The following is a 23264-nucleotide window of genomic DNA, read 5'->3' as shown; positions in this document are numbered from 1 at the left end:
GGATTTCTTTTGGCAACACAACCAACTACCCTTATTATTCCTATACTCTGCGAGAAGTCACGAACTTTTTTCAAAAAAAAAAATTTCCAAAAACCGTAACTTTTCCATTTTCAGACAGTCTATTAGTACAAACAGCGTACACTTCGAACAACTGTCATGAAAAAGCTTCTGATTCTATACATGCTGCTTTTGTTCACCGCCTGCACCGAGAATGGGGCGCTTCATCACGGTCGGAAAACGGTCGACGACAGTTATGTCATTGATGCAGGGACACAGAAACAAGCTGTTTCAGGTCCGGGCCTGGCCATTTCCGTTATTGTTAACCGGGAGATTGCGCTGCACGAAACGACTATTTCAATCGAAGAAGAATTGGGTGGGCGTACTACCACCAATAGAATTGCCTCCGAACTTCCCTAGCCCATCTTGCCAACAAATCGGTTTTCCCAAAAGAAGTCCCGTTTTATAAATTGGGACGATCTCGACCAATTTCCTCCCTAATTTTGCTGACAGAAAAGTAATCGTCATGCAAAAGCTTCTTATTCTTTATACACATTCTTTCCTCACAACTTGTATCCAAAGCGAGTCACTTTACCGGTGTCTCAAACCGACAAAACAAACTCAAGTGACGGGTCTGGAAACTCAAAAACCCCTCCCCGCCACATCGGATTTGACCACCTTCATTATTATAAATAGGAAAATTGGACCGGTTGAACGTCCATCGTCCCTAACTGGACGGAATAGCAACAAAAACTCCACCAATTAATTGATAAACAACAACAAGCACAGATTACGAACACAACATATTCAAGTAAGTTTTAGCCCATTCGCATTCTTTTTCACCCAATAAAATAAGACCGAATGAAAATGGAAGTAACTTGCTCAAGTCACAAAGCAGAATTGAAAATAAAAGATTTTAATATCCGAATTACTCATAATGAATCGAATAAACTCATTTCGGGAAAAGTCAGGATGAAATCATGTGCAAGTCCGTCTTCAAAAAAGAACCAGGTAAGATGGTAGCGATTGCACAGAACACGGATAACCGGGAGTCTCCAATCGAATACTGGATGTTTTTAAATTATCAAAACATTCGCTGGAAATATACTCCCAAATATAATAAATTGAAGAGCGAAAACGGAGAAATAAAATGACTTAACAAATGACTACAAATAGCAATATGGACACCGAAAAAACAACCGAAAAAGTATTATTGGCAGGCGCAACTGGTTACCTTGGACACTACATCGCGGAAGAATTGGTACGGCGAAATATACCGGCAAAAATCATCGGCCGTCGGCCCGAAAAACTCGAATATCTCGAAGGAGGAAACCGGGAAATCATCCGGGCAGAAGTTACACAATTCAAAACTCTCGAAGGATTATGTGAAGGGATTACGACCGTCATATCCTCCATCGGTATCACCCGGCAAAGAGACGGTCTTACCTACATGGACGTCGATTACCAGGCGAATCTGAATTTGCTCAGCGAAGCAAAGAGAGCTGGCGTGCGAAAATTCATCTACGTTTCGGCCATCAATGGAGACAAATACCGCCATCTGAAAATCTTCCAGGCCAAGGAAGCTTTCGTGGATGCGTTAAAATCATCGGGACTCGATTACACTGTGATGCGCCCCAACGGGTTCTTTTCCGACATGCGCGACTTCCTCGATATGGCAAAAGGTGGAAGAGTTTATCTCTTTGGTGATGGTCACTACCAAATGAATCCCATCCATGGTGAGGACTTGGCCAAAGTATGTGTCGATGCCATTACTTCCGCTGAACAGGAAATTGCCGTTGGCGGCCCGGACAACCTATCGCAGAACGAACTGGCGACACTCGCTTTGAAAGCATCGAATAAACCAATCAAAATTACACACCTCCCCGACTGGATTCGCCGGATGACCATCGGACTCGTGAGGACATTCACCTCATCCAAAACCTATGGCCCCATCGAGTTCTTCCTCACACTCATGGCCAATGACCAATTGGCTCCTAACTATGGCAAACATCATCTGGAGCATTTCTTTAAAAAAGAAATGGAAAGAATGAGGCATGGATAATGAACATCTCGGCTCAGACGTTTGGACATAAAAAAAGCCTCACAAACTGTGAGGCTCAAAATCTTAATGAATATGTCATCGTCTAAACTTACTTACGCAAGTTTAACGTTCACTGCATTCAATCCTTTTCTTCCTTCTTGTAAATCGAAGGTTACTTCGTCATTTTCCTGGATTTCATCCACTAATCCGGTTACATGCACAAAATACTCATTGTTTGATTCTTCGTCTTTAATGAAACCAAAACCTTTGGTGTCATTAAAAAATTTTACTGTTCCTTTATTCATTGTTATTTATTTAATACGCCGCAATATACGCATTGTATCCGAATTCCAAACACCATCTTTTATTTTCTCAAAAATAATTTTGAAAAAAAACATTTAAAAACTGATTATCAACCATTTAAAATCACGGAAAAATTTTCGCTGTATTTCTTAATCAATTGTGGGATTGCATGTTAACTATTCCCCTGGAAATCAATAAAACAGCTAGAAAGGGCCGGCGTACTGACGATTTACGACAAAAAGCAGCAAAAATATTCGGCCGCACCGGAATTATTGACACAAATCGACAAAAAACTGGCTATTGAATGATACACATACGCGCGAGAGGAAATCTCCGGACCAATAGGAGAATCGCATACAAAATTCAAGGCCTACCTGAGCGGCTGGTCGGAAGCATAACCAAATCATTCGTTTTTTTGAACAGGAACAGAAGAAACTGATAACACTTGCGTGAACTCGCTTCACTGCATAAACTACAATCTGATTACAACGGTTAATCAAAGCTCAAACTATCCATACTTACAAGCATTGCACCACGAGCATGAAACACAGTCATCATACTATCTTTCATCTGAGCTGATTTCGACAGGATAGCTTCCTTGATGAGCGTCACATCGTAGTTTCTGTTTTGCGCTGCTGCCACGGTCGTATTGATGCAGTGCGCAGCATCCAGCCCGACGATATATAACTTATTAACCTGATGTTGACGAAGCAATTCATCAAGAGATGTTTTCAGAAAGGCATCATTCCGGCTTTTGATCACTTCCATATCGGAAACGAGATTCATCCGTTTGTCAAACCGAGCTCCTATGCCTCCCTTGGCATACGACGCATTCAATAAGTTAATCAGCGGATTGGTGATTTCACTCCGAATATAGATGACGGGTATGTTATGACTATGAAAGCTTTCAGTCAACTGATTGATAGTACGAATCAGACTTTCGGATTCCGCTATGTAATATGAATTGAGCGAAGCCTCACCCGTTGTTGCTCCCTGCACATCGATGACCAGTAGTGCCGGGCGCACAACATCGGAAGTGGCAATAGGTTCTCCTTCCGAAACAACAGATGCTTTCTTTTCGAAAAGCAGCAGGTTACCAATCAGGATAACAATAAACAAAACGATGGTCCCTAAAATTCGAAATATGATTCGCCTTATTGATCGCTGTTTCATGGTTTGTACATTTTTGTGTCAATTCTGCGCTTCACGCGAATAGCATGGCAAGAATAGTGCATTCCTATGTTTAAATATACCCACTTAAGTTGGGAAAAACAGAAATCAACTGATATAAAAGATTTAGCCAAAGGACAGCGTCTCTTTTTGTATCACCCCACACCAACCAAAATTTCCCGTAACTTTAATGAACACTCAAATCACTGATAGCAAAAATGGCATTAGGTGTATTATCATATCCTCAGTTACAGGCGGATGATTATGACCGCATCCAGGAATTCCGAAAGGCAAACGACGAATTATACTATTCCGTTGCTGAGCCACATTTCCCTTTTGTATTCCCGGTTTCCGGAATCGACCAAAAGGCTTTTATTGCCGAAATAGAAAGCAAGTCCCGTGGTGTGAAAGCCATTGACTTCGAAATCAAATGCGCCACCATCAACAAGGATGCCGTTCTCGACTATTTCCATTTGCTACTCGTCCCCGATGAGGGATACAGTAAAATAGTCAGGCTTCACGACAAGCTGTACTCCAATTTGCTTTTTGACGAACTAAGGCTCGACATCGACTACATCCCTCATATAGGCATAGCCAACTCCCAAGACCCACTCAAAGTAAAAGGCTGGGTGGACGAATGGAATCAAAAGGAGTTCTCGATCAAAGGAAAAATCACCACGCTGACCATTGTCGACTATACTGATAACATTCTTACTGACCTGCAGGAAATCGAACTCATATAAACAACGGCAATCAACTGCCCCAGAACAATAACCGAAACCATTTCCTTATTCCGCACGTAATCTCCATCAGCGATACCCAGCAAAAACAGGTATCCAGAAATTCATCAATTTCAAGCATGCTGTATGGACCATCAACTGATTGACAACGAAGAGAAAAAGCAATATGAATTTCATATCGATGATCTCATACCCAGAATCGAATACATCAAAGCACAAGGCACCATCTACCTGACACATACCGAAGTGCCTCCGGAGCTAAAAGGCCATGGAATTGGTATGGAGCTGGTCAGGCAGGCATTGGAAGACGTCAAAGAAAAAGAGCTTACACTTGTTCCGCTCTGTCCGTTTGTGGCCACCTTTATAGCGCGGAATCCCGAATGGAAATCATTGGTATTAAAAGGAGTTAACATTCGCTGATATGGAAAAGGAAATTACAAAAGAATACACCAACGGTGAATTGACCATCGTATGGAAACCCGGACTCTGCATTCATTCGGGAGTATGTGTAAAAACACTGCCCAAAGTCTACCATCCCGGAGAACGGCCTTGGGTAACCATTGACAAAGCCACGACTGCTGAGCTGAAAGACCAGATAGACCGATGTCCTTCCGGAGCATTAAGTTATTATCTGAACAACACACGGGAAGAATAACCTTATCCCCTCTCCAATTAAGTATAAATCTGTCAAGCTATTTTAGGGTAGGTCAAAGATTTTAGGAGAGGTCAACCACGTAACGTCCGGTTTGTGTTGCTACATGTGCAGCATGACCTGCTATAGTTGCGGCGTACGTTGCTTCAGGTCAGTCGAGCATTGCTTCACGTGCGTGACGGGTTGCTACAGGTTCGTTATGCATTTCCTCACGTCCGTCGTGCATTGCTTCGCGTGGTTTACCTATTGCTACAACTGCAAACTGTATTCCCGAAGAAGCAAACGACATCACACAACCAGATTCAATAAAAAAGAGGGCATCACCGACTTCCCGGAAGGGGGTTCATTCTTAAAAAAAGCTTAAAAAGGCTCCAATATGAGAAAATTCATGCCCCTCTCCTCCTTTTCTTTGTAATTTTCTCGTCCAAAACCGGTCAATTGTGGTGAAATCCTTTCCCACAAGGTCAAAACCAGACTGAAAATCCTGCCTAAAACCAATGAATAATAACTCCATTTCAGGAGTTTATGTGCCAGTGGCAAACAATAAGGGTGTCGGTTTGTTTGCATTGTTGCTTATAACCCGAAACCTGGATGACAAGATATTTATTCATTCATCAATGATTTAAAATTCGAAAAGAAGTATGAAACGAATTCTTTATCTCTTTGTGATGGTCTTCCTCTTTACTGCGGAGGCAGCGTTTCCGCAGAAAAGCGCGTTTACCATCGCCGATTTGTACAAAGTACGTCACGTAGGCACTCCCGTAGTTTCGCCCGACGGCATGCGCGTTGCCTTCACGGTAACCGATTACGATATGCCGAAAGGTAAATCGATGACCGACATCTATGTAATGAACGCCGACGGCAGCGACGTCACCCCGGTAACTACCGACCACAAGGGAAATTACAATCCCATTTGGACCAGCGACAGCAAAAACCTCTATTATGTGTCGACTGCATCGGGAGCTCCGCAAATGGTTCACTATTCATTTGCAACCGGGAAATCAAAACAGGTAACCGATTTCTCGATGGGTGTAGACGCCCCGGTATTGTCGCCCAACAACAAACTGATTGCCTTTTCGGCAGAAGTTTATCCCGATTGCGGCGCCAACAGTGAGTGCAATGCTCGCAACGACTCGTTGTCACACAACGGTCCCATCCAGGCCTATGTAGCCGATCACCTGTTGTTCCGTCACTGGACACAATACGCCAAGGGTAAATATTCCCACATCATTGTATTTAACACCGAGACCGGAAAATACACCGATGTTACCCCGGGTAAATTTGTATCGCCCGTGTTTATGCTGGGCGGTGGCGTAGGTTACAACTTCTCGCCCGACAGTAAAGAACTTTGCTACGCGTCGAAACACGTCGAGCACCCCGAGGCATCGACCAACAGCGACCTGTTTGTTGTTCCGGTAACGGGTGGAACAGCCAAAAACATTACCAAAGAGAACAAAGCCTGGGACGGATGGCCCATTTACTCACCCGATGGCAAGTACATTGCTTACCGTACCCAGAGTATTCCGGGCTACGAATCGGCGAAATTCAACATCGCGCTCTATAACCGGGCAACCGGCGAAACGAAGATCATCACCAAGGACTTTGACAACTGGGTGGATGACTTTAAATGGGCTCCCAACTCCAAGTCAATCTTCTTCTCAGCAGAGCAAGAAGGAGGAGAACCGGTTTACATGGTCGATCTGGCGTCGGACGTTATCACTCCTGTTTCGGGACAGCGCTCCATTTACGGTTTCGATGTAGCCAGTAACGGATATCTATACTACCTGGCTACCACCATCGACAAGCCAGCTGAGCTCTTCCGCATGAAAACCAAAGGCGGAACCGAAGAACAGCTGACCAACTTCAACAAAGAGCTGTTGTCGAAAGTAGATTTCCGTCCGGCGGAAAAAATGTGGGTAACCGGTGCCGACAACAAGCAGGTACAGGTATTCATCGTGAAGCCACACAACTTCGACCCGTCGAAAAAATATCCGCTCATCCTGAACGTTCACGGAGGACCACAGGGACAATGGATGGATTCGTTCCGCGGCGACTGGCAGGTATATCCCGGAGCCGGTTACGTGGTGGCATTTGCCAACCCGCACGGTTCAACCGGACGCGGACAGGCTTACACCCGCGAAATTTCGGGTGACTGGGGCGGCAAACCGTTCGAAGACCTGATGAAGGTAACCGATGCACTGGCTAAACTGTCGTATGTCGATTCAACCCGCATGGGCGCCATGGGATGGTCGTACGGAGGTTACATGATGAACTGGTTCCAGGCCAAAACCAAACGTTTCAAGTGTCTGGCTTCGATGATGGGACTCTACGACCTGCGTTCGATGTGGGGAGCAACCGAAGAACTTTGGTTCCCGAACTTCGACCTGAAAGGACAACCATGGAATTCTGACCTGTACAAGAAATTCTCGCCTTCGGAATACGTGAAGAACTTCGCGACACCGACGCTCATCATCACCGGCCAGAAGGATTTCCGTGTACCGTACACTCAGAGCATTCAATATTTCAGTACACTGCAGACACTGGGCATTCCATCGCGTCTGATCATCTTCAAAAACGACGGTCACTGGCCCAACCGCGTGAAATCGATGCCGCTGTACTACGACGCGCACCTCGACTGGTTCCACAAATACCTGGGAGGTCCTGCTGCACCGTACGACGTGCACAAAATGTCGCTCAACCAGAGCTTCGTTAATGACAAGTGATGAAGGAACTGATTTCCGGCTTCGGCCGGAAGTCGTTCCTTAGACCATAAGATAGCACCATAGACGAAAAAGCTGCACCGGCCAATTTCCTTTTTCAGGAATGTCCGGGCAGCTTTTTACTTTGGTGTACAAAATCTATGAAAAAAAAGAAATGTTCTGTTCAACCAGAAAATGCTATCGCATTAACTGGTAGTATTTGATTGCCTCCTGAGGCAATGGTTTAATGAAGCTTCCGAAATATACAATGAACGACTACTTCATTACCTTTCTCCCCCGGCATCGAGACAGACAAGCTCTATTTTTAATGTAACGCATACAAATATCCGTCGGCACTCCCGACATACAACACACCATCCGACACAGCAGGCGTACTCAGCACCGAACCAACGGAATAGAGACCTTTCATCGCTACCTCATGGGTTTGCGCGTTGTAGCCATCTTTGAAAACCCTCCGGTAAAAATCGTTACTGATTTCACCATCAGCCGTCAACACGCTATCGCGATCGGCAACCGAAGCATCCATGCGATACTCCCACATTTTTTCTCCGTTCTTCGCTTTTACAGCATGCACGGTACCATTAAAGCCGCCGAAGTAGATCTGTTTTCCGGTTGTCACTGGCGATGAAAAGATGTATCCGGCCGGGATATCTTTGCTGTAGATGGAATCACCATTGATCGCATTCAACGCAATGAAACGATGTGTATCGGATGTGCCGTAATAAACGGTGCTATCGCGCACCAGCGGCGTGTTGATGACCCATGAATACCGGTTAAACCGTTTCCAGAGAAGCTTTCCTGTCATGCCGTCGAGCGCGTACACATGTGCGTCGCGGCAACCGAAGTAAATCCGGTCGTTCCAAACCACTGGCGACGATTGAATACCCGTCTGATTATAATTTACGGTGTCTTTTCCCGTCTCAAATTTCCAAATCTCGCGGCCTGTTTCCAGGTTAGCCGCATGCAGGAACCGGTCCCACCCGCCAAAGATGACCATGTCGTTGTAGATGGTTGGCGCGTTGTGAATCGCCTCTCCCGTAGCAATGTGCCATTTTTCCATTCCCGTATTCGCGTCCACCGCATAGAAGTTACCGTTACCACTTCCGAAGTACAACACATTATCATGCCACACCGGCGACGAAACATACATGTCCCACGGATCGGCAATTATTTCATCCTTCGGTTGCAGTCCCTGAACACCCGGCGCAGAGAAATGCTTTTCCGGTCCTTCGTTGAAACGCCACTGCAACTTTCCGGATGACCGCTCCAAGGCGTATAGATAACCATCGGAGCTGATAAAATAGACCGACTCTTCCGTCACTGCAGGCGAAGAGGCAACATAACCACTGGTTTTGTAACTCCATTTTTCCCTTCCGGAAGATTTATCGACCGCATAAAAGGTGCTGTCGTTGCTGCCAAAGTAGACATCTTGTCCAAATACAGCCGGAGAGCTGAAAACATAGCCGTTGGTTTTGAATTTCCATTTCACGCCATGGAGCGTATCAATATCCGGTGAAGCAAAATATCCGGAATGCTGTGCGTCGCCGCGAAACATGACGGCCGAACGAGGATGAGTTTGACAAGAAGTAAAGGAAAGTATTAAAACACTGATGATAAAAATTGAGTTGATTAGACGCATAGGTTTGAATTTGGATGATGTTAAAAACAGAAGACAAGTAACTACACAAACACCCTGAATCATTCATCCTATTTTTCATAACTTATTGAATCATTGATAGCACTGTTCAGATTTAGCATTGACTATCCGAAATAAAAGCGTTAAATTAAGATAGTTAACCCAAATACTAACCCGGTTCGTAACCGATTCTCAAAACCGCGAACCATGCTTGATATTCTGCTCATCATCACTTTTGTGATACTCTTTGTGAAATTCTTTTCCTGGCTCTTCACTCCCACTTATCGTTCCGGCTACGGTTCCTGGCCGTCATCCACTTCGGTTACAGTCACGCTTCCCCATCCGGAGAAAACCAATCCGTACCGCTTTTACAAGTACATCGAAGTGACGCCATATATCACACTGAAAGAAGTAAGAAAAGAATTACGGCGGCAAAACATTCTGCTAAAACCTGAGTACGAAAAAGCATTGAATGATAAGATTCGGCGACACGTTTTCCATAATCCTTATACGTTCGAGGAATATTTCCACTGCGAATTCGACATCATCGGTATCCGCTTTCTGCAATGTTCTCCGGATAAGCTCAGCGCCTTTCGAATCGACCTTTGCTACCTGAAAGATGACAAAATAGCCGACCTGGATGACTTCGATTTCATTCCTCCTTATCCTTACAACCACAAACGGAAGTACCTTGAAATCATGGACGAATACTATTTCGATCCACAAAAGATATACGCCTCTGAGTTTGAAGATATCTGGAAATGGCATGACGAGATGAGCACTAGCCTGAACAACAACCTGGTTGCCGTTTGGGATGACGAAATCTTCACCCTCAGGGAACTGTTACGTTACCACGAAATCACCAATTACCACATTCGTTACATCCGTGTCCGGGAAATTGCCCGGGCGCATAACATGCCCGACGAACTGGGCCCGTTACTTAAACACGTGGAAGCCGACTTCGGTCCCGATCGGAATAAAAGCATCCTGGCCGCCATTCTCGCCTTCTCCATCCGCGAAATGGATGTCGATCTGGAGCAACACGTACACATTCTGGAACCCGAGAAAGATCTGTTCTCCGATCTTCTTGCGGAAGAAAAAAAATGAGCCCACGGTCTAAGTCAACAGCGATGCATCCGGTAGCTGCTGATGAAGCGATTCCAGCAATTCTTTTGGTTCCAATGTTTCCAGGTATTTCCCAACCATCACCAGTGAAGGCCCCTGAACCTGCTCGCTTTCCAGGCGTTCCAATACGCTGTCGGTCGTAGCCGCAATGAGCTGCTCCCCTTCCTGGCTGACGCGATCGGCGATCATCAATGGAATATTCCCAATGCCCGCTTTCTCCATCACCTCCAGCAGACAATGCAACTTGGTCAGGCCCATGTACACCACAACCGTTCCGCCTTCTTTAATCACCAACACCAACGGATCACATCCCGGCGTTTCGCCCGAAGATGTATAGCCACTGGTAAACAGCACCATCCGGCTTTTATTCCGCTCAGTCAGGGGCAACGCAAAGGCCGACGAAGCCGCAATCCCTGCACTGATCCCCGGGACTACCTCCCACGGGATACTTTCACTTTCCAGGAAACGAACCTCTTCCATACCTCGCCCAAAAATCATCGGGTCACCAGCTTTCAGGCGAACTACCTGCTTTCCTTTCCGAAAATGCAAAGCCATCTGCCGGTGAATTTCATCCTGTCGTTCCTGTGGATTCTGTCCATCACTGCACTTTTTTCCAGCATATATCTTTACGCAATCCGGCCGGGTTTCCTCCAGAATGCGTTCGTCTATCAGTGCATCGTATAGCAACACGTCAGCCTGCTGTAGTCGCTTCAGGGCTTTCACCGTCAGCAATTCCGGATCGCCGGGCCCGGCCCCGACCAATGACACCGGTACCCGTTCAATCATTCTCCTTCTGTTCATACAAATCCTCCAAAGCCGCTAACGGATTCCGGTAGGTAAACCGAAAACCGGTATCGATTAATTTCTGACTACTGACTGTTTTAAACTTCACATTTTCTCCTACCGGGAAATCGGGCAAACCGATGCCCTGCAGTTCTGCCGCCCGGCTATACAGCTCACTCCGTAAAGGATGTTCCGGCGAGACGATGTTGTAAACAGCACTATCTTTTTCCACTTCCGTGAGATGCAGGATGGCTTCTACCACATCATCGCTGTGCACCAGGTTAACCGGCACGTTTCCCGGACGGGAAGGATGGGCTTTCCGGATGAAATTTCCCGGTAAACGCCCCGGACCAATCAATCCACCGGGCTTCACCACCAGGGTCCGAAACGATTCTTCCTGCAGAAAAAGCTGTTCCGCCTGCCACAGCGCGATTCCTGAGGGTTTCTCCGGCCGACCGGATGTTTCTTCATTTACTTCACCGCCAGTTTCAGGATATACCGATGTGGAAGAGATGAAAACCACCCGGGGAATGCTTCGACGCTTCACTTCAGCAACCACCTGTTCCGCCAGACGGGGATAAACTTCCGTTACCCGCTCATTACGGGCCGGCGGAATACTGACCACCAGCACATCGCAGTTCCAAAAAGCTTCGGCGTTGGAGAAAATACCATTCTCCTCCACATTCACCCGGAAGGGACGAATGCCCTGTGCTGCCAGTGACGGAAAAACCGCCTCATCCCGAACCGAACCGTTCACAATGGCACCTTTTTTCAGCCACGCTTTTGCCAAAGAAGTTCCTAACCAGCCACAGCCCAGTATACTAATGTGTGTTATCTCTCTCATATTTTTAAAATGAAAGGAGCGCCGGCCGGTACTTTCCTACGGCCTCCGACCGGCATTCCAAATCAGTGTCTGAATTCTGCTCCTTCCTTAATTTCTTTCACAATTCCTGCACGAATAACAAAATCACCAAAGCGTTCGCCTTCTTCTCGTTCTTCAGCGTACTGTTTTAACAGCGGACGCAGCGTTTCCAGTATCTCTTCCTCTGTGAGCGTTTCGCGATAGAGGTTGTTCAGGCGTTCGCCGGAAAAGCCACCGCCCAGGTAGAGGTTATAATGTCCCAGCGATTTACCAATCAGGCCTATCTCTGCCAGCGAAGGACGCCCGCAACCGTTCGGGCAACCTGTCATCCGTATCACGATCTCATCCTGAAATAGTCCAACTTCGTCCAATAGTTTCTCAATCTTTGTAATCAGTGAAGGCAGGTAACGTTCTGCTTCGGCGAAAGCCAAGGGACAGGTGTTCAACGCCACACAAGCGATGGAATTGCGTCGCAGCCCGGACAACTCCTCCTGGATAACCCCCCACTGCTGCAAGGTATCGGTTATCTTTTTCTTATCTCCGGCAGCAATATTGCCCAGCACCAGGTTCTGGTTTCCGGTCAGTCGGAAATCGCACAACCCCAGTTTCGCTACCTCCCGCAAGGCTGTTTTCAACTGGTAAGTCCCGGTGTTTTTCACCCGGCCGCCTTCGATGAAGAGCGTGTAGTACCAGCGACCATCATTCTCGTGCCATCCATAGTCGTCGCCGTTACGGGTAAACGTGTACGAGCGTTCGGCCTCCAACTCATAACCGAGTCTTTCGTGTAACTCTTTCACAAACCAATCGAGCCCGTACGAATCGATGGTATATTTCAAACGCGCCCGTTTCCGATCTTCCCGGTTCCCGTTATCGCGCTGAATCAACACAACTTTCTCTACCACGTCCAACACTTGATCGGGGGTGGCAAAGCCAAGCACATTTCCTACCCGCGGGTACGTGTCGTTCCGTCCAAAAGTAGAGCCCATGCCGCCGCCAACAGCGACGTTAAATCCGGCCAGTTTTCCATTCTCTTCGATGGCAATCAGGCCCACATCCTGCGAAAAGATATCGGTGTCGTTGTTCGGCGGAATGGCGATACCAATTTTGAATTTACGCGGGAGGTAACGCTTACCATACAACGGCTCAATTTCCTGCTGTCCGCCAGCCACTAACTTTTTATCCAGCCAGATTTCGTGATAAGCTGGTGTTTGCGGCAGCAGGTGGGCGCTCAACTGACGGGCAATATCCTGTATTTCGCCATGCACTTTCGAACCGTAAGGATTTGGGCTCGCCATCACATTCCGGTTCACGTCTCCACAGGCGGCAATCGTATCCAGCAGCGACCGATTAATGCCCTGAATGGTGGACTTTAGCTTCCGCTTGAATACACCATGCAGCTGAAAGGCCTGACGGGTTGTCAACTTCAAGGTACTGTTGGCATGGGTATCGCTCAGACTGTCCATGGTCAGCCACTGCTCGCCTGTGGCAATACCTCCCGGCAACCGTACCCGGATAAGGAACGACCAGGCCGGTTCCAGCTTTTGTTTCTTGCGTTCCAGCTCCAAGTCACGGTCCTGCTGTTGATAAATGCCATGAAACTTCGATATCTGTTGATCGGCTGCGGCAATGGCACCGGTAATCGGATCGGCTAAACTCTCCGTCAACGTGCCCCGCAGATAGTTACTATCGTATTTTAATTTTTCCAGTTCGGATAAAACATCCCAGTTAATTTGCTCGCTCATTGTTTTTGTTTTGAGGTTAATACACATCCAGCTGGTAACGGCGCTGCTTTTTCAGATCTTTCAGGTACTCTTCGGCTTTTTCGGGCGTCATACCCCCTTCGGTCGCCACAATCTCCAAAAGCGTCTGATGAACATCTTTGGCCATGTGGATTTTATCGCCACACACGTAGAAATAAGCGCCCCGTTGCAACCATTCGTATAACTGACGGCCGTGTTCACGCATCCGGTGCTGCACATACAACTTCTCTTCCTGGTCACGCGAGAAGGCTACCGTAAGCTGTCCCAGCGATCCCTTTTTCAGGAATTTCTGCCACTCGGCCTGGTACAGAAAGTCGGTGAAGAATTGCCGATCGCCAAAGAACAACCACGAATCACCTTTCGCCTTTAGTTTCTGACGGTGTTGCACAAAGCTCCGGTACGGAGCAATTCCAGTTCCGGCTCCCACCATGATAAGTGGCGCTTCATTTTGTTCGGGTAATTTGAAGTTCCGATTCTTCTCGATGAAAATCGGAATCTCTGAACCCGCTTCTACCCGGTCGGACAGGAAGGTCGAACAAGCACCGTGGCGGCGACGGTCATGATTGTCGTAGCGCACGGCCGCAACGGTGAGGTGCAGTTCCTCCGGATGAGCTGCCTGACTCGATGAGATGGAATACATCCGGGGTTGCAGCGATGTCAGTACGGACACCAGTCCTGCAATTTCCAATTCCGCAAGAAAATCAGTCAGCAAATCGACCACATCATGTCCATAGAGATAGGTATCCAGCGCCTGCTCGTCATTCAGCAAATCACCCAGAATCTCATTGCCGGTCAATTCGCGGTAGCTTTCCAATACTGCGCGGTTCAACACCGATAATTCCAGGTGATGGCGTAAAGCGGTTTCCAGCGAATGCGTCCCGTTCTTAATCGTCACCTGCTCATTGCGGTCGAAGCCGGTAATCTCCAATACCTTCTCCACCAGTTCCGGCGGATTGTCGCAGAAAATCCCCACCGTATCGCCCGGCTCATAAGTCAGTCCCGAATCACGAAGCAACAATTCCAGGTGATAAACCTCTTTGCCGGAACCTCTTCCGCTCAGCTTAATCTTTTCAAGCACTTTGGCTTTAAAAGGATTCTGCCGATCGTAAACAACCGCGGGAGTCACGCTATCCGAAGCGGTTACGGACGCATCGGAAACGGTTCCTTTTTGTTGTTTTAGAATTTCGAGCACGCCATCACTCCAATTGCGGGCATCTTCGTGATAATCCACATCACATTTCACCAACTCCAGCAATCGGTTGGCGCCTTTGCCTTCCAACGCCACATCGAAATCGATGCCCGTTTGGCAATACTGCTTATAACTAAGGTCACCCAATCCGAGCACGGCATAATTCAGCCCGGTCAATTCGCGGCAGCGTTCACCCTGCAGGTATTCCAGGAAGTCGAGCGCATTCAGCGGAGGTTCTCCTTCGCCATCCGTACTCACAATCACGAGCAGGTTTACGGCATCGGGTAACTCCTGCACGTCATAATCTTCCATCACGGTCGCTTCCGCATCAATGCCGAGCTCGCGAGCCCTTTCGGCCAACTGATTGGCCAATGCTTCACTGTGACCGGTATGCGTTCCAAATAATATCGTCAGCGGAACCTGCTGCGTTCCGGTTAAAGCTGCGGCGGGCTTTTCGCCGGAACCTTCCCCCAGACCGGCCAGGTAACCGCTCAGCCATAGCAGCTGGTCGCGTTGCAAACCACTGGTCAAATCGCCAACCAGTTGTTGCTGTTTGTCATTCAAAAGTCCTAATAGGTTGCTCATACGTTAATTTCTGAAGTAATTTTTCTCAAGGAATTCTCTGATTAAATCACGAATAGCGATGGCCTCGTATACATTTTTTGAATCCGAGCCCACCGACACGCTAATGTTATCCTTCCGGTAAATAGCTGGCGAAACGAAGCGGCACAAATCGGGTTTGTCGTGCACATTGACCAGTACACGCCGCTCATCGCCATCACGACGAATTCTCTGTTCCATATCCGGGTCATTCAGGCAGACATACACCAGAACATAATCGTCGAGTATAGCCGGAGTGTAAGGCTTTTCGTGGCAAACGACTCCGGTTTCCCGGATTTCGTCACAAACGGTTTCGGCCAACACTTCCACATCGCGGGTAAACCGAAGCAAGATCTTCAGTTTCTTCGCAGCATCCGGGCCACCGCCAATCACCAGGATTTTTCGCCCGGTAATATCGAGGGTAATGGGCAGATAGGTTTTCTCATTTCGACTCATCGCTGTTCGTTTTTAAATTTCGTACTCCGGTTTTTCATCGTGCTTCCCAATCCCAACGCGATTCCACGCTCGCTCATGCAGAAAATAGAGGAACATCTTGGTAAAGACCTCCACACCGCCAATAGAAAGCGCAAACATGATTTTATGGGTAATCAACCAGGAAATCAAAATAGTATCGATTGTTCCCAGGGCCCGCCATGAGACACTCTTCAACAGACTACGGTAGGCTTTCTCTCTCATCGTCGTCGGTTATTTCCGGTTGATAATCATTCCGGCAGCCACTGTTTGGTGCGTATCCGGATCAATCAGAATGATGCTGCCCAATGTCCGGTTTTCCCGGTAGGCAATAGCAGGAATTTCTTCCTCCAGTTGCAGTGAAAGCGTGGCAATATCATTTACCCCGATGGTCTGCTCACCTTTGAGTCGTTCCAGGTTACCGAAGTCTATCTTATCTTCCACCTGGGCAACTACCGCGCTTGTCTCGCCGGTTACGTGAGCAAGAATGTAAGAGTGGTTCTTTTGCAACGGCGTTTCACTAAACCAGCAGGTGTCTACTAACACATGCCGGGTGTACCGAATTTTTGCTTCGGCATCCGCCAGAAGGTGACCACGATTGAACAACTGTACTCCGGACAATTGCAACGAAACCGATTCACCGGGCAAAGCCTCCTGCTTCACTTCCTGGTATAGCTCAATAGCTTCCACCGTAGTTTCTTCACCGGATGGATGCACTCGCACCGTTGTTCCCGGGCGTAATACTCCGCTGCTGATACGCCCGGTGTAGCGACTGTTTCCATTTTGCCCTACACGGCCCTGAATCGGGAAAGTGAACAGTTCACCGGCGTCGGGCACACGAACCTGAATCCCTTCCAGCAACTGAAGCAGCGACGGACCTTTGTACCACGGCAGTTTTTCGGACCGCGAGACCACGTTATCGCCTTTTAAAGCGCTTACAGGAATGAAAGTCACATCTGTATTCAACTCTTTCTTCACCATATCGAAGTCAGCAACAATGCGATTAAAGACGGCTTCGTCATAATCGACCAAATCAATCTTGTTGATGCAGACTACGATGTGTTCAATGCCCAGCAAGTTGGCAATAAAGGTGTGACGGCGGGTTTGCTCCACTACGCCCTGTTTGGCATCGATAAGGATAATGGCCAAATCGGCTGTGGAAGCTCCGGTCACCATGTTCCGGGTATACTGCAAGTGTCCGGGAGTATCGGCAATAATGAATTTGCGTTTAGGCGTGGCAAAATAGCGATATGCCACGTCGATGGTAATGCCCTGCTCCCGTTCGGCGCGAAGGCCATCGGTCAGCAAAGCCAGGTTCAATCCTTCTCCGGTACGGCTGCTCACCTTTTCGAGGTCGGCTACCTGGTCGTCGAAAATGGATTTGGAATCGTACAGCAAGCGCCCTATCAGGGTACTCTTACCATCGTCCACGCTGCCCGCGGTGGTAAAGCGCAGCAGATCCATATCGAGATAACTGTTATGTGTAATAGCTGATGTTGTCATGTGTGATGTGTTGAATTAGAAATACCCGGCTATTTTGCGATCCTCCATGGCCGATTCGGACCGTTTGTCATCGGCCCGACCGCCTCTCTCGGTGACACGGGTGGCTGCTACTTCGGCGATGATTTCGTCAAGCGAAGAAGCGGGTGACACCGTTACCCCGGTACAGGTCATATCGCCAATCGTGCGGCAACGAACCTCTTTTAAAACCGGTCTTTCATCTTCCGTCTTCACGAGATAAGGAGAATCGGCCAGCAAAATTCCATCACGCTCGATGACCGGTCGCTCGTGCGAGAAGTAAAGCGATGGAATGGGAATCTCTTCCCGCAAAATATACTGCCACACATCCATCTCTGTCCAGTTGCTGATGGGAAATACCCGGAAGTGCTCGTCTTCCGCATGATGCGAATTATAGAGGCTCCACAATTCGGGCCGCTGATTCTTGGGATCCCACTGCCCGAAATCGTCACGGTGCGAAAAGAAACGCTCCTTAGCCCGGGCTTTCTCTTCATCTCGCCGACCGCCTCCCAGAGCAGCATCCACCTGTAATTCTTCCAGGGCATCCAGTAAGGTGACGGTCTGCAACTTGTTTCGACTGGCATGAATGCCGGTCTCTTCAACCGCTTTTCCCTGTGCGATAGAATCTTCCACACTTCGCACGATTAATTGGCTGTTGCTTTCCTTCACCAGCCGATCACGATAAGCCAGCGTTTCCGGAAAGTTATGTCCCGTGTCGATATGCAGCAGCGGAAACGGAATCGGTTCGGGCCAGAAAGCCTTCCGGGCCAGGTGAAACATCACGATGGAATCCTTACCTCCTGAGAAGAGCAATACCGGCCTTTTAAAACGCCAGGCCACTTCCCGAATCACGTAGATTCCTTCGGCCTCCAGTTGTTGTAAATGGTTTAAACTCATCTTTTGATTGATTATGATTTGGTTTTTGGTATCTGATGAAAATCCGGATATAGACATAAAAAAAGCCCCTCTGCGATGCAGAAGGGCTTTATCTTTTCCTCAACCTTGTAAAGGCTTATCTTTTATCCTGAGGTCCACTTCCGCATACGAATAGCTCTGCACATACACATCATCATGCTGCACATACACATATTCATATTTGAAGTGAAATTTCTCATTATTCTCGTTTGTTTATGCTCCCAAAATTAGATCATTAATTGAAACCACCTTTTCTTATCTGATAAAAAAATCGTTAGAAAACATAAATCAAAATAAAACCAACTAAAAATCAATACTTAACCATCTTTATTTAGAACACCACAATAAGTTCCTGAAACATAGCTCAACAACAAAGACTTCATATTCTCTTTACCATAAAACACCTTTATGCTCTTTTTTAACAGATAGGAAACAGATATTTAAGCTGTGGCAATTTGGTATTCTGTATGTTATCAATTAATTTAGTTAGCGAGATATTTAAATGTAACTAAATGAGCTACCTGAAAATGAAATCTTCATCTTCCGGACTTTTTCCTTACCTCATTTCGTCCGACACAAAAACCTATTATCACTATCCCTCTGTACTCTCTTCTATCAATAAATTCATAGGCAACGTTACATTTCACCTCCACATTATTCCATTGGATTAACGATAACTCAACGACTCATAAAATCTTTTAAGATATATTATGTGGAGACTGCAACCACTGAAAAAACGGGGCGGAACCGAAAAGCCTTACGAGTAGGACAACCTAAACAACAAATTCTCATGGAAAATCAAGAAACGCAGCAACAGCCGCAGCAACCTCAACAAACACCACAACAAGTTCCACAACCGCCTGTCACGATTTCTGACTGGTTTCTCACCCTCTTCCTGACAGCAATTCCTCTGGTTGGAATTATATTGCTATTTGTGTGGGCATTTGGCAGCAACACCAATCCCAGTAAGGCAAACTGGGCAAAAGCAGCATTGCTTTGGGCAGCTATCGGCATTGTTATCTGGTTACTCTTTATGGCAATATTCGGAGCAGCCATGTTCCACAAATGGAATTAGAGACAGTATGATTGGAGAGTATTCAGACTCCAATAATGGATGCTGATAAACATGCTTTACAAATTTCCCGGACTCACTAACCAGTGACCCGGGATTTTTTTGGGAAGTAAGTATCCAAAACAAAGAGAATATGTTCTCTACATTTCTAAGGAGATAAAAACAACGAGGCCTATTCTTTCCTTTAAATTGTACAACAGATTCCCCAAATTGTGCAAGCATTTCGGTTATATGATGATTAGTTTTGCTAATGAGGATTTTTAAATCATTAGCTATGTATACACAAGATATAAAAACGATGAAAAAAATGGTCGCCGAACGTTTTAGTCCGACCACTTTCAACAATCAACCTGTTAGTGACGAATTGATAAATGACATGCTGGATGTTGCCCGATGGGCTCCCAGTTCGTATAACGAGCAGCCCTGGAAATTTCTGGTTGCCCACAACGGGGAAGAAAACTTCCAAAAAATTTATAATGCACTAATGGAGGGCAACCAAAACTGGGCCGGCGATGCTCCAGTCCTTGTCGTTACGCTGGCCAATAACAACTATGCGCGCAACGGAAAACCTAATCGACACGCCTGGCACGATACCGGTATGGCTATGGGATTCTTTTTAATGGCCGGAGTCGAAGCCGGTGTCCAGGTACACCAGATGGGAGGATTTTTCCCAGAAAAAATCGAAAGAAACATCGAATTGCCCGAAGGTTACCATCCGGTGGCTGTGGCTGCCATCGGCTATACGCAGGAAACGGCTGAACAAGAAAGTCGCACACGGAAACCTGTCCGGGAAATACGATTGTAAAGTAAGACTACCGGAAAAAATAAAAGCTTCCGGAAGAACGCATTGTTCCAATCCGGGAGCTTTTTTTTATTTTTATGAATCCAAGGTAAGCCAACGTGCCTGAACCCAAACAGCATACCGTCACCTGTCCGCACTGCGGAAAAGAGTTTGCCAAAGCCGACTTACGCAAATACTGCAGCAACTGTTTTGCCTGCACTGGCTGTGAACGTTACCTCTGTGCCGCTTGTGACGAAGTGATTGAAATCATTCCAGTCAGACCACCTTCTTTCAAAACAAGTTCGAAAGAGCATCATCCACGTACCGAATGACGCCCCCAGTGTTTGTAATTACGGAAACGAACATCACTGTGATCCAGCACTTTCAGCATCCATACTTTCAATGCATCGGTTACAACCAGTTCAAAAAGAGCCCATCCCCAAATCAAAGCCGCCAGTTTCCAGCCCATGGCGGGCATCAGGAAGCCATTGACGGTTATCAGTGTAGCGACAATTTGTGTACTGATAAAGGCAATCATCAACGCTTTGGAGGGTTTCACCGACCAGAAGTGTCCTTTGGTGCGTGCCATAAATACTGTCAATTGTCCGGCAACCGATAGTTTCAGATAGATAAACGGTTGAAGCACGGCATCGCTCAGATGGAGCATTTCCTTACCTACAAAAAAGAGAGCGAAGGTAAAGAAAACACCAACCACACCCAGAAAAGTAGCAATTCCCAATGTAGTACGCATATTCCACTTATCAGGTGTACGGGAATACTTCACATTATCTACCGCAATCGTCATAATCGGCGCATCATTCAGCAGAGCCAGCAGAACAATCATCAGAGCCGTAACCGGATAGAAGTTAAACGCTATAATCGATAGCGTGATGAACAGCAGAACCCGAATGGTTTCCGCAATCCGGTAAATGGAATAGTTATTCATTCGCTGGAAAATCTTCCGGCTCTCTTTTATTGCATCAATAATAACCGATAATCCGGGCTTTGTTAGCACGATAGACGCAGCCGATTTGGCAGCATCCGTTGCTCCGGCAACAGCAATTCCCACATCGGCTTTCTTCAACGCGGGAGCATCGTTTACTCCATCCCCCGTCATGCCAACAATGTGGTCGTTATGCTGCAGTATCTCGACAATATGGTACTTGTGTTCCGGGAAAACCTGGGCAAAACCGTTGGCTTCTTCAATCTCTTTCAATGCCATTCGTTCGGAAGGCTGCATAATGGCATCTGTATTTTTGATGTTTCTTTTCAAACCCACCAGATCGGCAGTTTCTTTCGCAATTGCAGTATGATCGCCTGTTACCATTTTCACTTCAACGCCCATTTCCTGAGCGGTTTTGATGGTTTCAGCAGAATCCTCACGAGGCGGATCGTACAACGGTATCATGCCGGCATATTGCCAGTGGCCCTTTTTGTCGGTACGGGCTACCCCAAGCGCGCGATATCCTTTTTCAGCGAAAGCTTCCACCTGATTATCGACTTGTTCTTTCACCTTACCAGGATTATCAATCAATGAAAGAATAGCCTGTGGTGCACCTTTGGCTACCTGATATTCCGAAGTGCCTTCTTTTACTTTCGCCTCGGTATGTTTAATCACCGGATCGAAAGGTTTGAAATCGACAATCTCAATGTCATTCAGACGCTTTTGATTTGCTTCTTCAGCTTTCGTCCGATCAATAATTGCCGTATCGATGGGATCGTGGTCTTCCTCATTAGAAGCCAACGTGGCCAGCGTCAACACGTCGTTAACTTCGAATTGGTCGAAAGGCACCACGTCAGCCAGGGTTAACTCATTTTTGGTGATGGTTCCCGTTTTATCCGAACAAAGAATATCCATTCCAGCCATCTCTTCAATGGAAGCCAGCTTGCTAACAATGGCCTCTTTCCGCGCAAGCGCCGATGCCCCGACAGCCATCGTAACCGAAAGAACTGCCGGCATAGCCGCCGGAATCGCAGCCACCATCAGTACCAACGCGAACTGAATGAAGTGAAGCATACTCTCACCCCGGAAAAGGGAGACGATAAAAATGAGCGAAACCAGCACGAAGGCAAAAACAATCAGGTAGTTCCCGATTTTTATCACCGCCCGCTGGAAGTGACTGGTCGTTTTCGCTTCCTGAACCAATTTAGCTGTTTTTCCGAAGAACGTATTCATTCCGGTAGCTGTCACAATTCCGTTCATTTCGCCTTGTTTGACAACCGAGCCGGAATAAGCCATTTCAGAAGCCTTCTTCTCAACCGGCAACGATTCTCCGGTTAACGAAGATTCATCCAGCTGCAAGTAATCTCCTTTGGTTAATTTCACATCAGCCGGAACCACGTCGCCCAGTCGGAGGCGAATCAAATCACCCGGCACCAACTGCCCGGCGGGAAGCTCGGTCCATTTTCCGTCACGAATAACGCGTGACTTTAGCGCCAGTTTCTTTTTCAGCAGCTCAATAGCATTGTCAGCTTTGTGCTCCTGCCAAAAACCAACAATCGCGTTCAGCACCAGCAAGGCAGAAATAATCCAGAAGTCTTCCCAGTGATGAATAACAGCCGATAAAATCGCTGCAATTTCTATCATCCAGGGAATAGGTCCCCAAAAACTTTTCAGGAATTTGACAATGGGATGCTGTTTGTGTTCATTCAGACTATTGAGCCCGTATTGGCTCAGTCGTTTCGACGCTTCTTCGGAGGACAAGCCTTTTTCGGAAGTTTGAAGTTTTTCTTTTAGTTCATCAATGGTCAGGTCATTAAGTTCCGGTTCCACTGCATTGTTTCCGTTCATAAGGCAATCATTTTAAATCAACAGAAAAACAATTGAGCACAAAGAGTAGTTTGCTTTAACCAGTTTAAAAAACATTAATAGAGTTGAATTATTGTTAAACTAATAAGCAATTATCGGAGGAAAACACCCCTTTCTTAT

At 46.9% G+C, this 23264-nt stretch carries 25 protein-coding genes; 11 read left to right on the top strand and 14 right to left on the bottom strand.

Going from position 1 to position 23264, the window contains the following annotated elements:
* Positions 1-156: 156 nt before the first annotated feature.
* Both CLV93_RS17680 and CLV93_RS17675 read left to right on the top strand, forming a co-directional pair.
* Positions 157-417, top strand: a complete 261-nt coding sequence (locus CLV93_RS17680) for a hypothetical protein (RefSeq protein WP_146142064.1) — start codon at positions 157-159, stop codon at positions 415-417.
* A gap of 742 nt (positions 418-1159) precedes the next feature.
* Positions 1160-2059: an SDR family oxidoreductase gene (locus tag CLV93_RS17675; protein ID WP_211297901.1), complete on the top strand. Its 900-nt coding sequence runs from the start codon at positions 1160-1162 to the stop codon at positions 2057-2059.
* A 92-nt stretch (positions 2060-2151) separates the two neighbouring features.
* On the opposite strand, the gene CLV93_RS17670 is transcribed toward CLV93_RS17675, so the two are convergent.
* Together CLV93_RS17670 and CLV93_RS17665 are read right to left on the bottom strand one after the other, a co-directional pair.
* The gene (locus tag CLV93_RS17670; protein WP_025865958.1) at positions 2152-2343 is read right to left on the bottom strand and encodes a cold-shock protein; all 192 of its coding nucleotides are present in this window, start codon (positions 2341-2343) and stop codon (positions 2152-2154) included.
* Positions 2344-2833: 490 nt separating this feature from the next.
* On the bottom strand, positions 2834-3514 hold the full coding sequence (locus CLV93_RS17665) for a cysteine hydrolase family protein (RefSeq protein ID WP_106543544.1): 681 nt from the start codon (positions 3512-3514) through the stop codon (positions 2834-2836).
* Positions 3515-3729: 215 nt separating this feature from the next.
* Here CLV93_RS17665 and CLV93_RS17660 point away from each other — a divergent pair, with 215 nt between their 5' ends.
* The 3 genes from CLV93_RS17660 (at position 3730) to CLV93_RS17650 (ending at position 4906) form a co-directional block, all read left to right on the top strand.
* Positions 3730-4254 carry a 2'-5' RNA ligase family protein gene (locus tag CLV93_RS17660; RefSeq protein WP_106543543.1) on the top strand — a complete coding sequence of 175 codons (525 nt, stop codon included), beginning with the start codon at positions 3730-3732 and terminating at the stop codon, positions 4252-4254.
* A gap of 123 nt (positions 4255-4377) precedes the next feature.
* Positions 4378-4671, top strand: a complete 294-nt coding sequence (locus CLV93_RS17655; RefSeq protein ID WP_106543542.1) for a GNAT family N-acetyltransferase — start codon at positions 4378-4380, stop codon at positions 4669-4671.
* 1 nt (position 4672) lies between these two features.
* Positions 4673-4906 (top strand): (4Fe-4S)-binding protein, encoded by a 234-nt coding sequence (locus CLV93_RS17650; protein WP_106543541.1) that lies wholly within the window; start codon positions 4673-4675, stop codon positions 4904-4906.
* Positions 4907-5054: 148 nt separating this feature from the next.
* Here CLV93_RS17650 and CLV93_RS20315 read toward each other — a convergent pair whose 3' ends face one another.
* Both CLV93_RS20315 and CLV93_RS20310 read right to left on the bottom strand, forming a co-directional pair.
* A complete protein-coding gene (locus tag CLV93_RS20315) occupies positions 5055-5192 on the bottom strand; it encodes a hypothetical protein (RefSeq protein ID WP_153637047.1) in 138 nt (45 codons plus the stop codon).
* 60 nt (positions 5193-5252) lie between these two features.
* A complete protein-coding gene (locus CLV93_RS20310) occupies positions 5253-5417 on the bottom strand; it encodes a hypothetical protein (RefSeq protein ID WP_153637046.1) in 165 nt (54 codons plus the stop codon).
* Positions 5418-5544: 127 nt separating this feature from the next.
* On the opposite strand from CLV93_RS20310, the gene CLV93_RS17645 reads away from it, so the two are divergent.
* Positions 5545-7626, top strand: coding sequence for a S9 family peptidase (locus CLV93_RS17645; RefSeq protein ID WP_106543540.1), 2082 nt, complete (start codon positions 5545-5547; stop codon positions 7624-7626).
* A gap of 301 nt (positions 7627-7927) precedes the next feature.
* On the opposite strand, the gene CLV93_RS17640 is transcribed toward CLV93_RS17645, so the two are convergent.
* Complete coding sequence (locus CLV93_RS17640) at positions 7928-9262, bottom strand: outer membrane protein assembly factor BamB family protein (RefSeq protein ID WP_170108991.1); 1335 nt, start codon at positions 9260-9262, stop codon at positions 7928-7930.
* A gap of 204 nt (positions 9263-9466) precedes the next feature.
* On the opposite strand from CLV93_RS17640, the gene CLV93_RS17635 reads away from it, so the two are divergent.
* Positions 9467-10366: a hypothetical protein gene (locus tag CLV93_RS17635; RefSeq protein ID WP_106543538.1), complete on the top strand. Its 900-nt coding sequence runs from the start codon at positions 9467-9469 to the stop codon at positions 10364-10366.
* A gap of 9 nt (positions 10367-10375) precedes the next feature.
* Here the strand turns inward: CLV93_RS17635 and cobA are convergent, their stop codons facing one another.
* From cobA to cysD, 8 genes are all read right to left on the bottom strand, one after another.
* Positions 10376-11170, bottom strand: a complete 795-nt coding sequence (gene cobA, locus CLV93_RS17630; RefSeq protein WP_170108990.1) for a uroporphyrinogen-III C-methyltransferase — start codon at positions 11168-11170, stop codon at positions 10376-10378.
* Positions 11163-12011, bottom strand: a complete 849-nt coding sequence (locus CLV93_RS17625) for an SDR family oxidoreductase (RefSeq protein ID WP_106543536.1) — start codon at positions 12009-12011, stop codon at positions 11163-11165. Before CLV93_RS17625 ends, cobA begins: the two co-directional genes overlap by 8 nt.
* A 62-nt stretch (positions 12012-12073) precedes the next feature.
* Positions 12074-13771, bottom strand: coding sequence for an NADPH-dependent assimilatory sulfite reductase hemoprotein subunit (locus tag CLV93_RS17620; protein WP_106543571.1), 1698 nt, complete (start codon positions 13769-13771; stop codon positions 12074-12076).
* A gap of 16 nt (positions 13772-13787) precedes the next feature.
* Positions 13788-15563 carry an assimilatory sulfite reductase (NADPH) flavoprotein subunit gene (locus CLV93_RS17615; protein ID WP_106543535.1) on the bottom strand — a complete coding sequence of 592 codons (1776 nt, stop codon included), beginning with the start codon at positions 15561-15563 and terminating at the stop codon, positions 13788-13790.
* A gap of 3 nt (positions 15564-15566) precedes the next feature.
* Complete coding sequence (locus tag CLV93_RS17610) at positions 15567-16034, bottom strand: precorrin-2 dehydrogenase/sirohydrochlorin ferrochelatase family protein (protein WP_106543534.1); 468 nt, start codon at positions 16032-16034, stop codon at positions 15567-15569.
* Between the two features lie 12 nt (positions 16035-16046).
* Complete coding sequence (locus CLV93_RS17605; RefSeq protein WP_106543533.1) at positions 16047-16274, bottom strand: DUF2061 domain-containing protein; 228 nt, start codon at positions 16272-16274, stop codon at positions 16047-16049.
* A gap of 9 nt (positions 16275-16283) precedes the next feature.
* Positions 16284-17552: a sulfate adenylyltransferase subunit 1 gene (locus CLV93_RS17600; RefSeq protein ID WP_246187238.1), complete on the bottom strand. Its 1269-nt coding sequence runs from the start codon at positions 17550-17552 to the stop codon at positions 16284-16286.
* A 15-nt stretch (positions 17553-17567) separates the two neighbouring features.
* Positions 17568-18521: a sulfate adenylyltransferase subunit CysD gene (cysD, locus tag CLV93_RS17595; protein ID WP_106543532.1), complete on the bottom strand. Its 954-nt coding sequence runs from the start codon at positions 18519-18521 to the stop codon at positions 17568-17570.
* 473 nt (positions 18522-18994) lie between these two features.
* On the opposite strand from cysD, the gene CLV93_RS20305 reads away from it, so the two are divergent.
* The 4 genes from CLV93_RS20305 (at position 18995) to CLV93_RS20140 (ending at position 20667) form a co-directional block, all read left to right on the top strand.
* Positions 18995-19153, top strand: coding sequence for a hypothetical protein (locus CLV93_RS20305; RefSeq protein ID WP_153637045.1), 159 nt, complete (start codon positions 18995-18997; stop codon positions 19151-19153).
* Positions 19154-19272: 119 nt separating this feature from the next.
* Positions 19273-19557 (top strand): hypothetical protein, encoded by a 285-nt coding sequence (locus tag CLV93_RS17590; RefSeq protein WP_246187236.1) that lies wholly within the window; start codon positions 19273-19275, stop codon positions 19555-19557.
* A 295-nt stretch (positions 19558-19852) separates the two neighbouring features.
* A complete protein-coding gene (locus CLV93_RS17585; RefSeq protein WP_211297900.1) occupies positions 19853-20359 on the top strand; it encodes a nitroreductase family protein in 507 nt (168 codons plus the stop codon).
* Between the two features lie 95 nt (positions 20360-20454).
* Positions 20455-20667: a hypothetical protein gene (locus tag CLV93_RS20140; protein WP_146142063.1), complete on the top strand. Its 213-nt coding sequence runs from the start codon at positions 20455-20457 to the stop codon at positions 20665-20667.
* Here CLV93_RS20140 and CLV93_RS17575 read toward each other — a convergent pair.
* On the bottom strand, positions 20649-23126 hold the full coding sequence (locus CLV93_RS17575; RefSeq protein ID WP_106543529.1) for a plasma-membrane proton-efflux P-type ATPase: 2478 nt from the start codon (positions 23124-23126) through the stop codon (positions 20649-20651). The genes CLV93_RS20140 and CLV93_RS17575 overlap by 19 nt on opposite strands.
* Positions 23127-23264 lie beyond the last annotated feature (138 nt).

This window comes from Prolixibacter denitrificans, assembly GCF_003014495.1.
GTDB lineage: Bacteria > Bacteroidota > Bacteroidia > Bacteroidales > Prolixibacteraceae > Prolixibacter > Prolixibacter denitrificans.
Note: the sequence above shows the minus strand (reverse complement) of the source record. Positions and strands in the feature narration are given on the sequence as shown.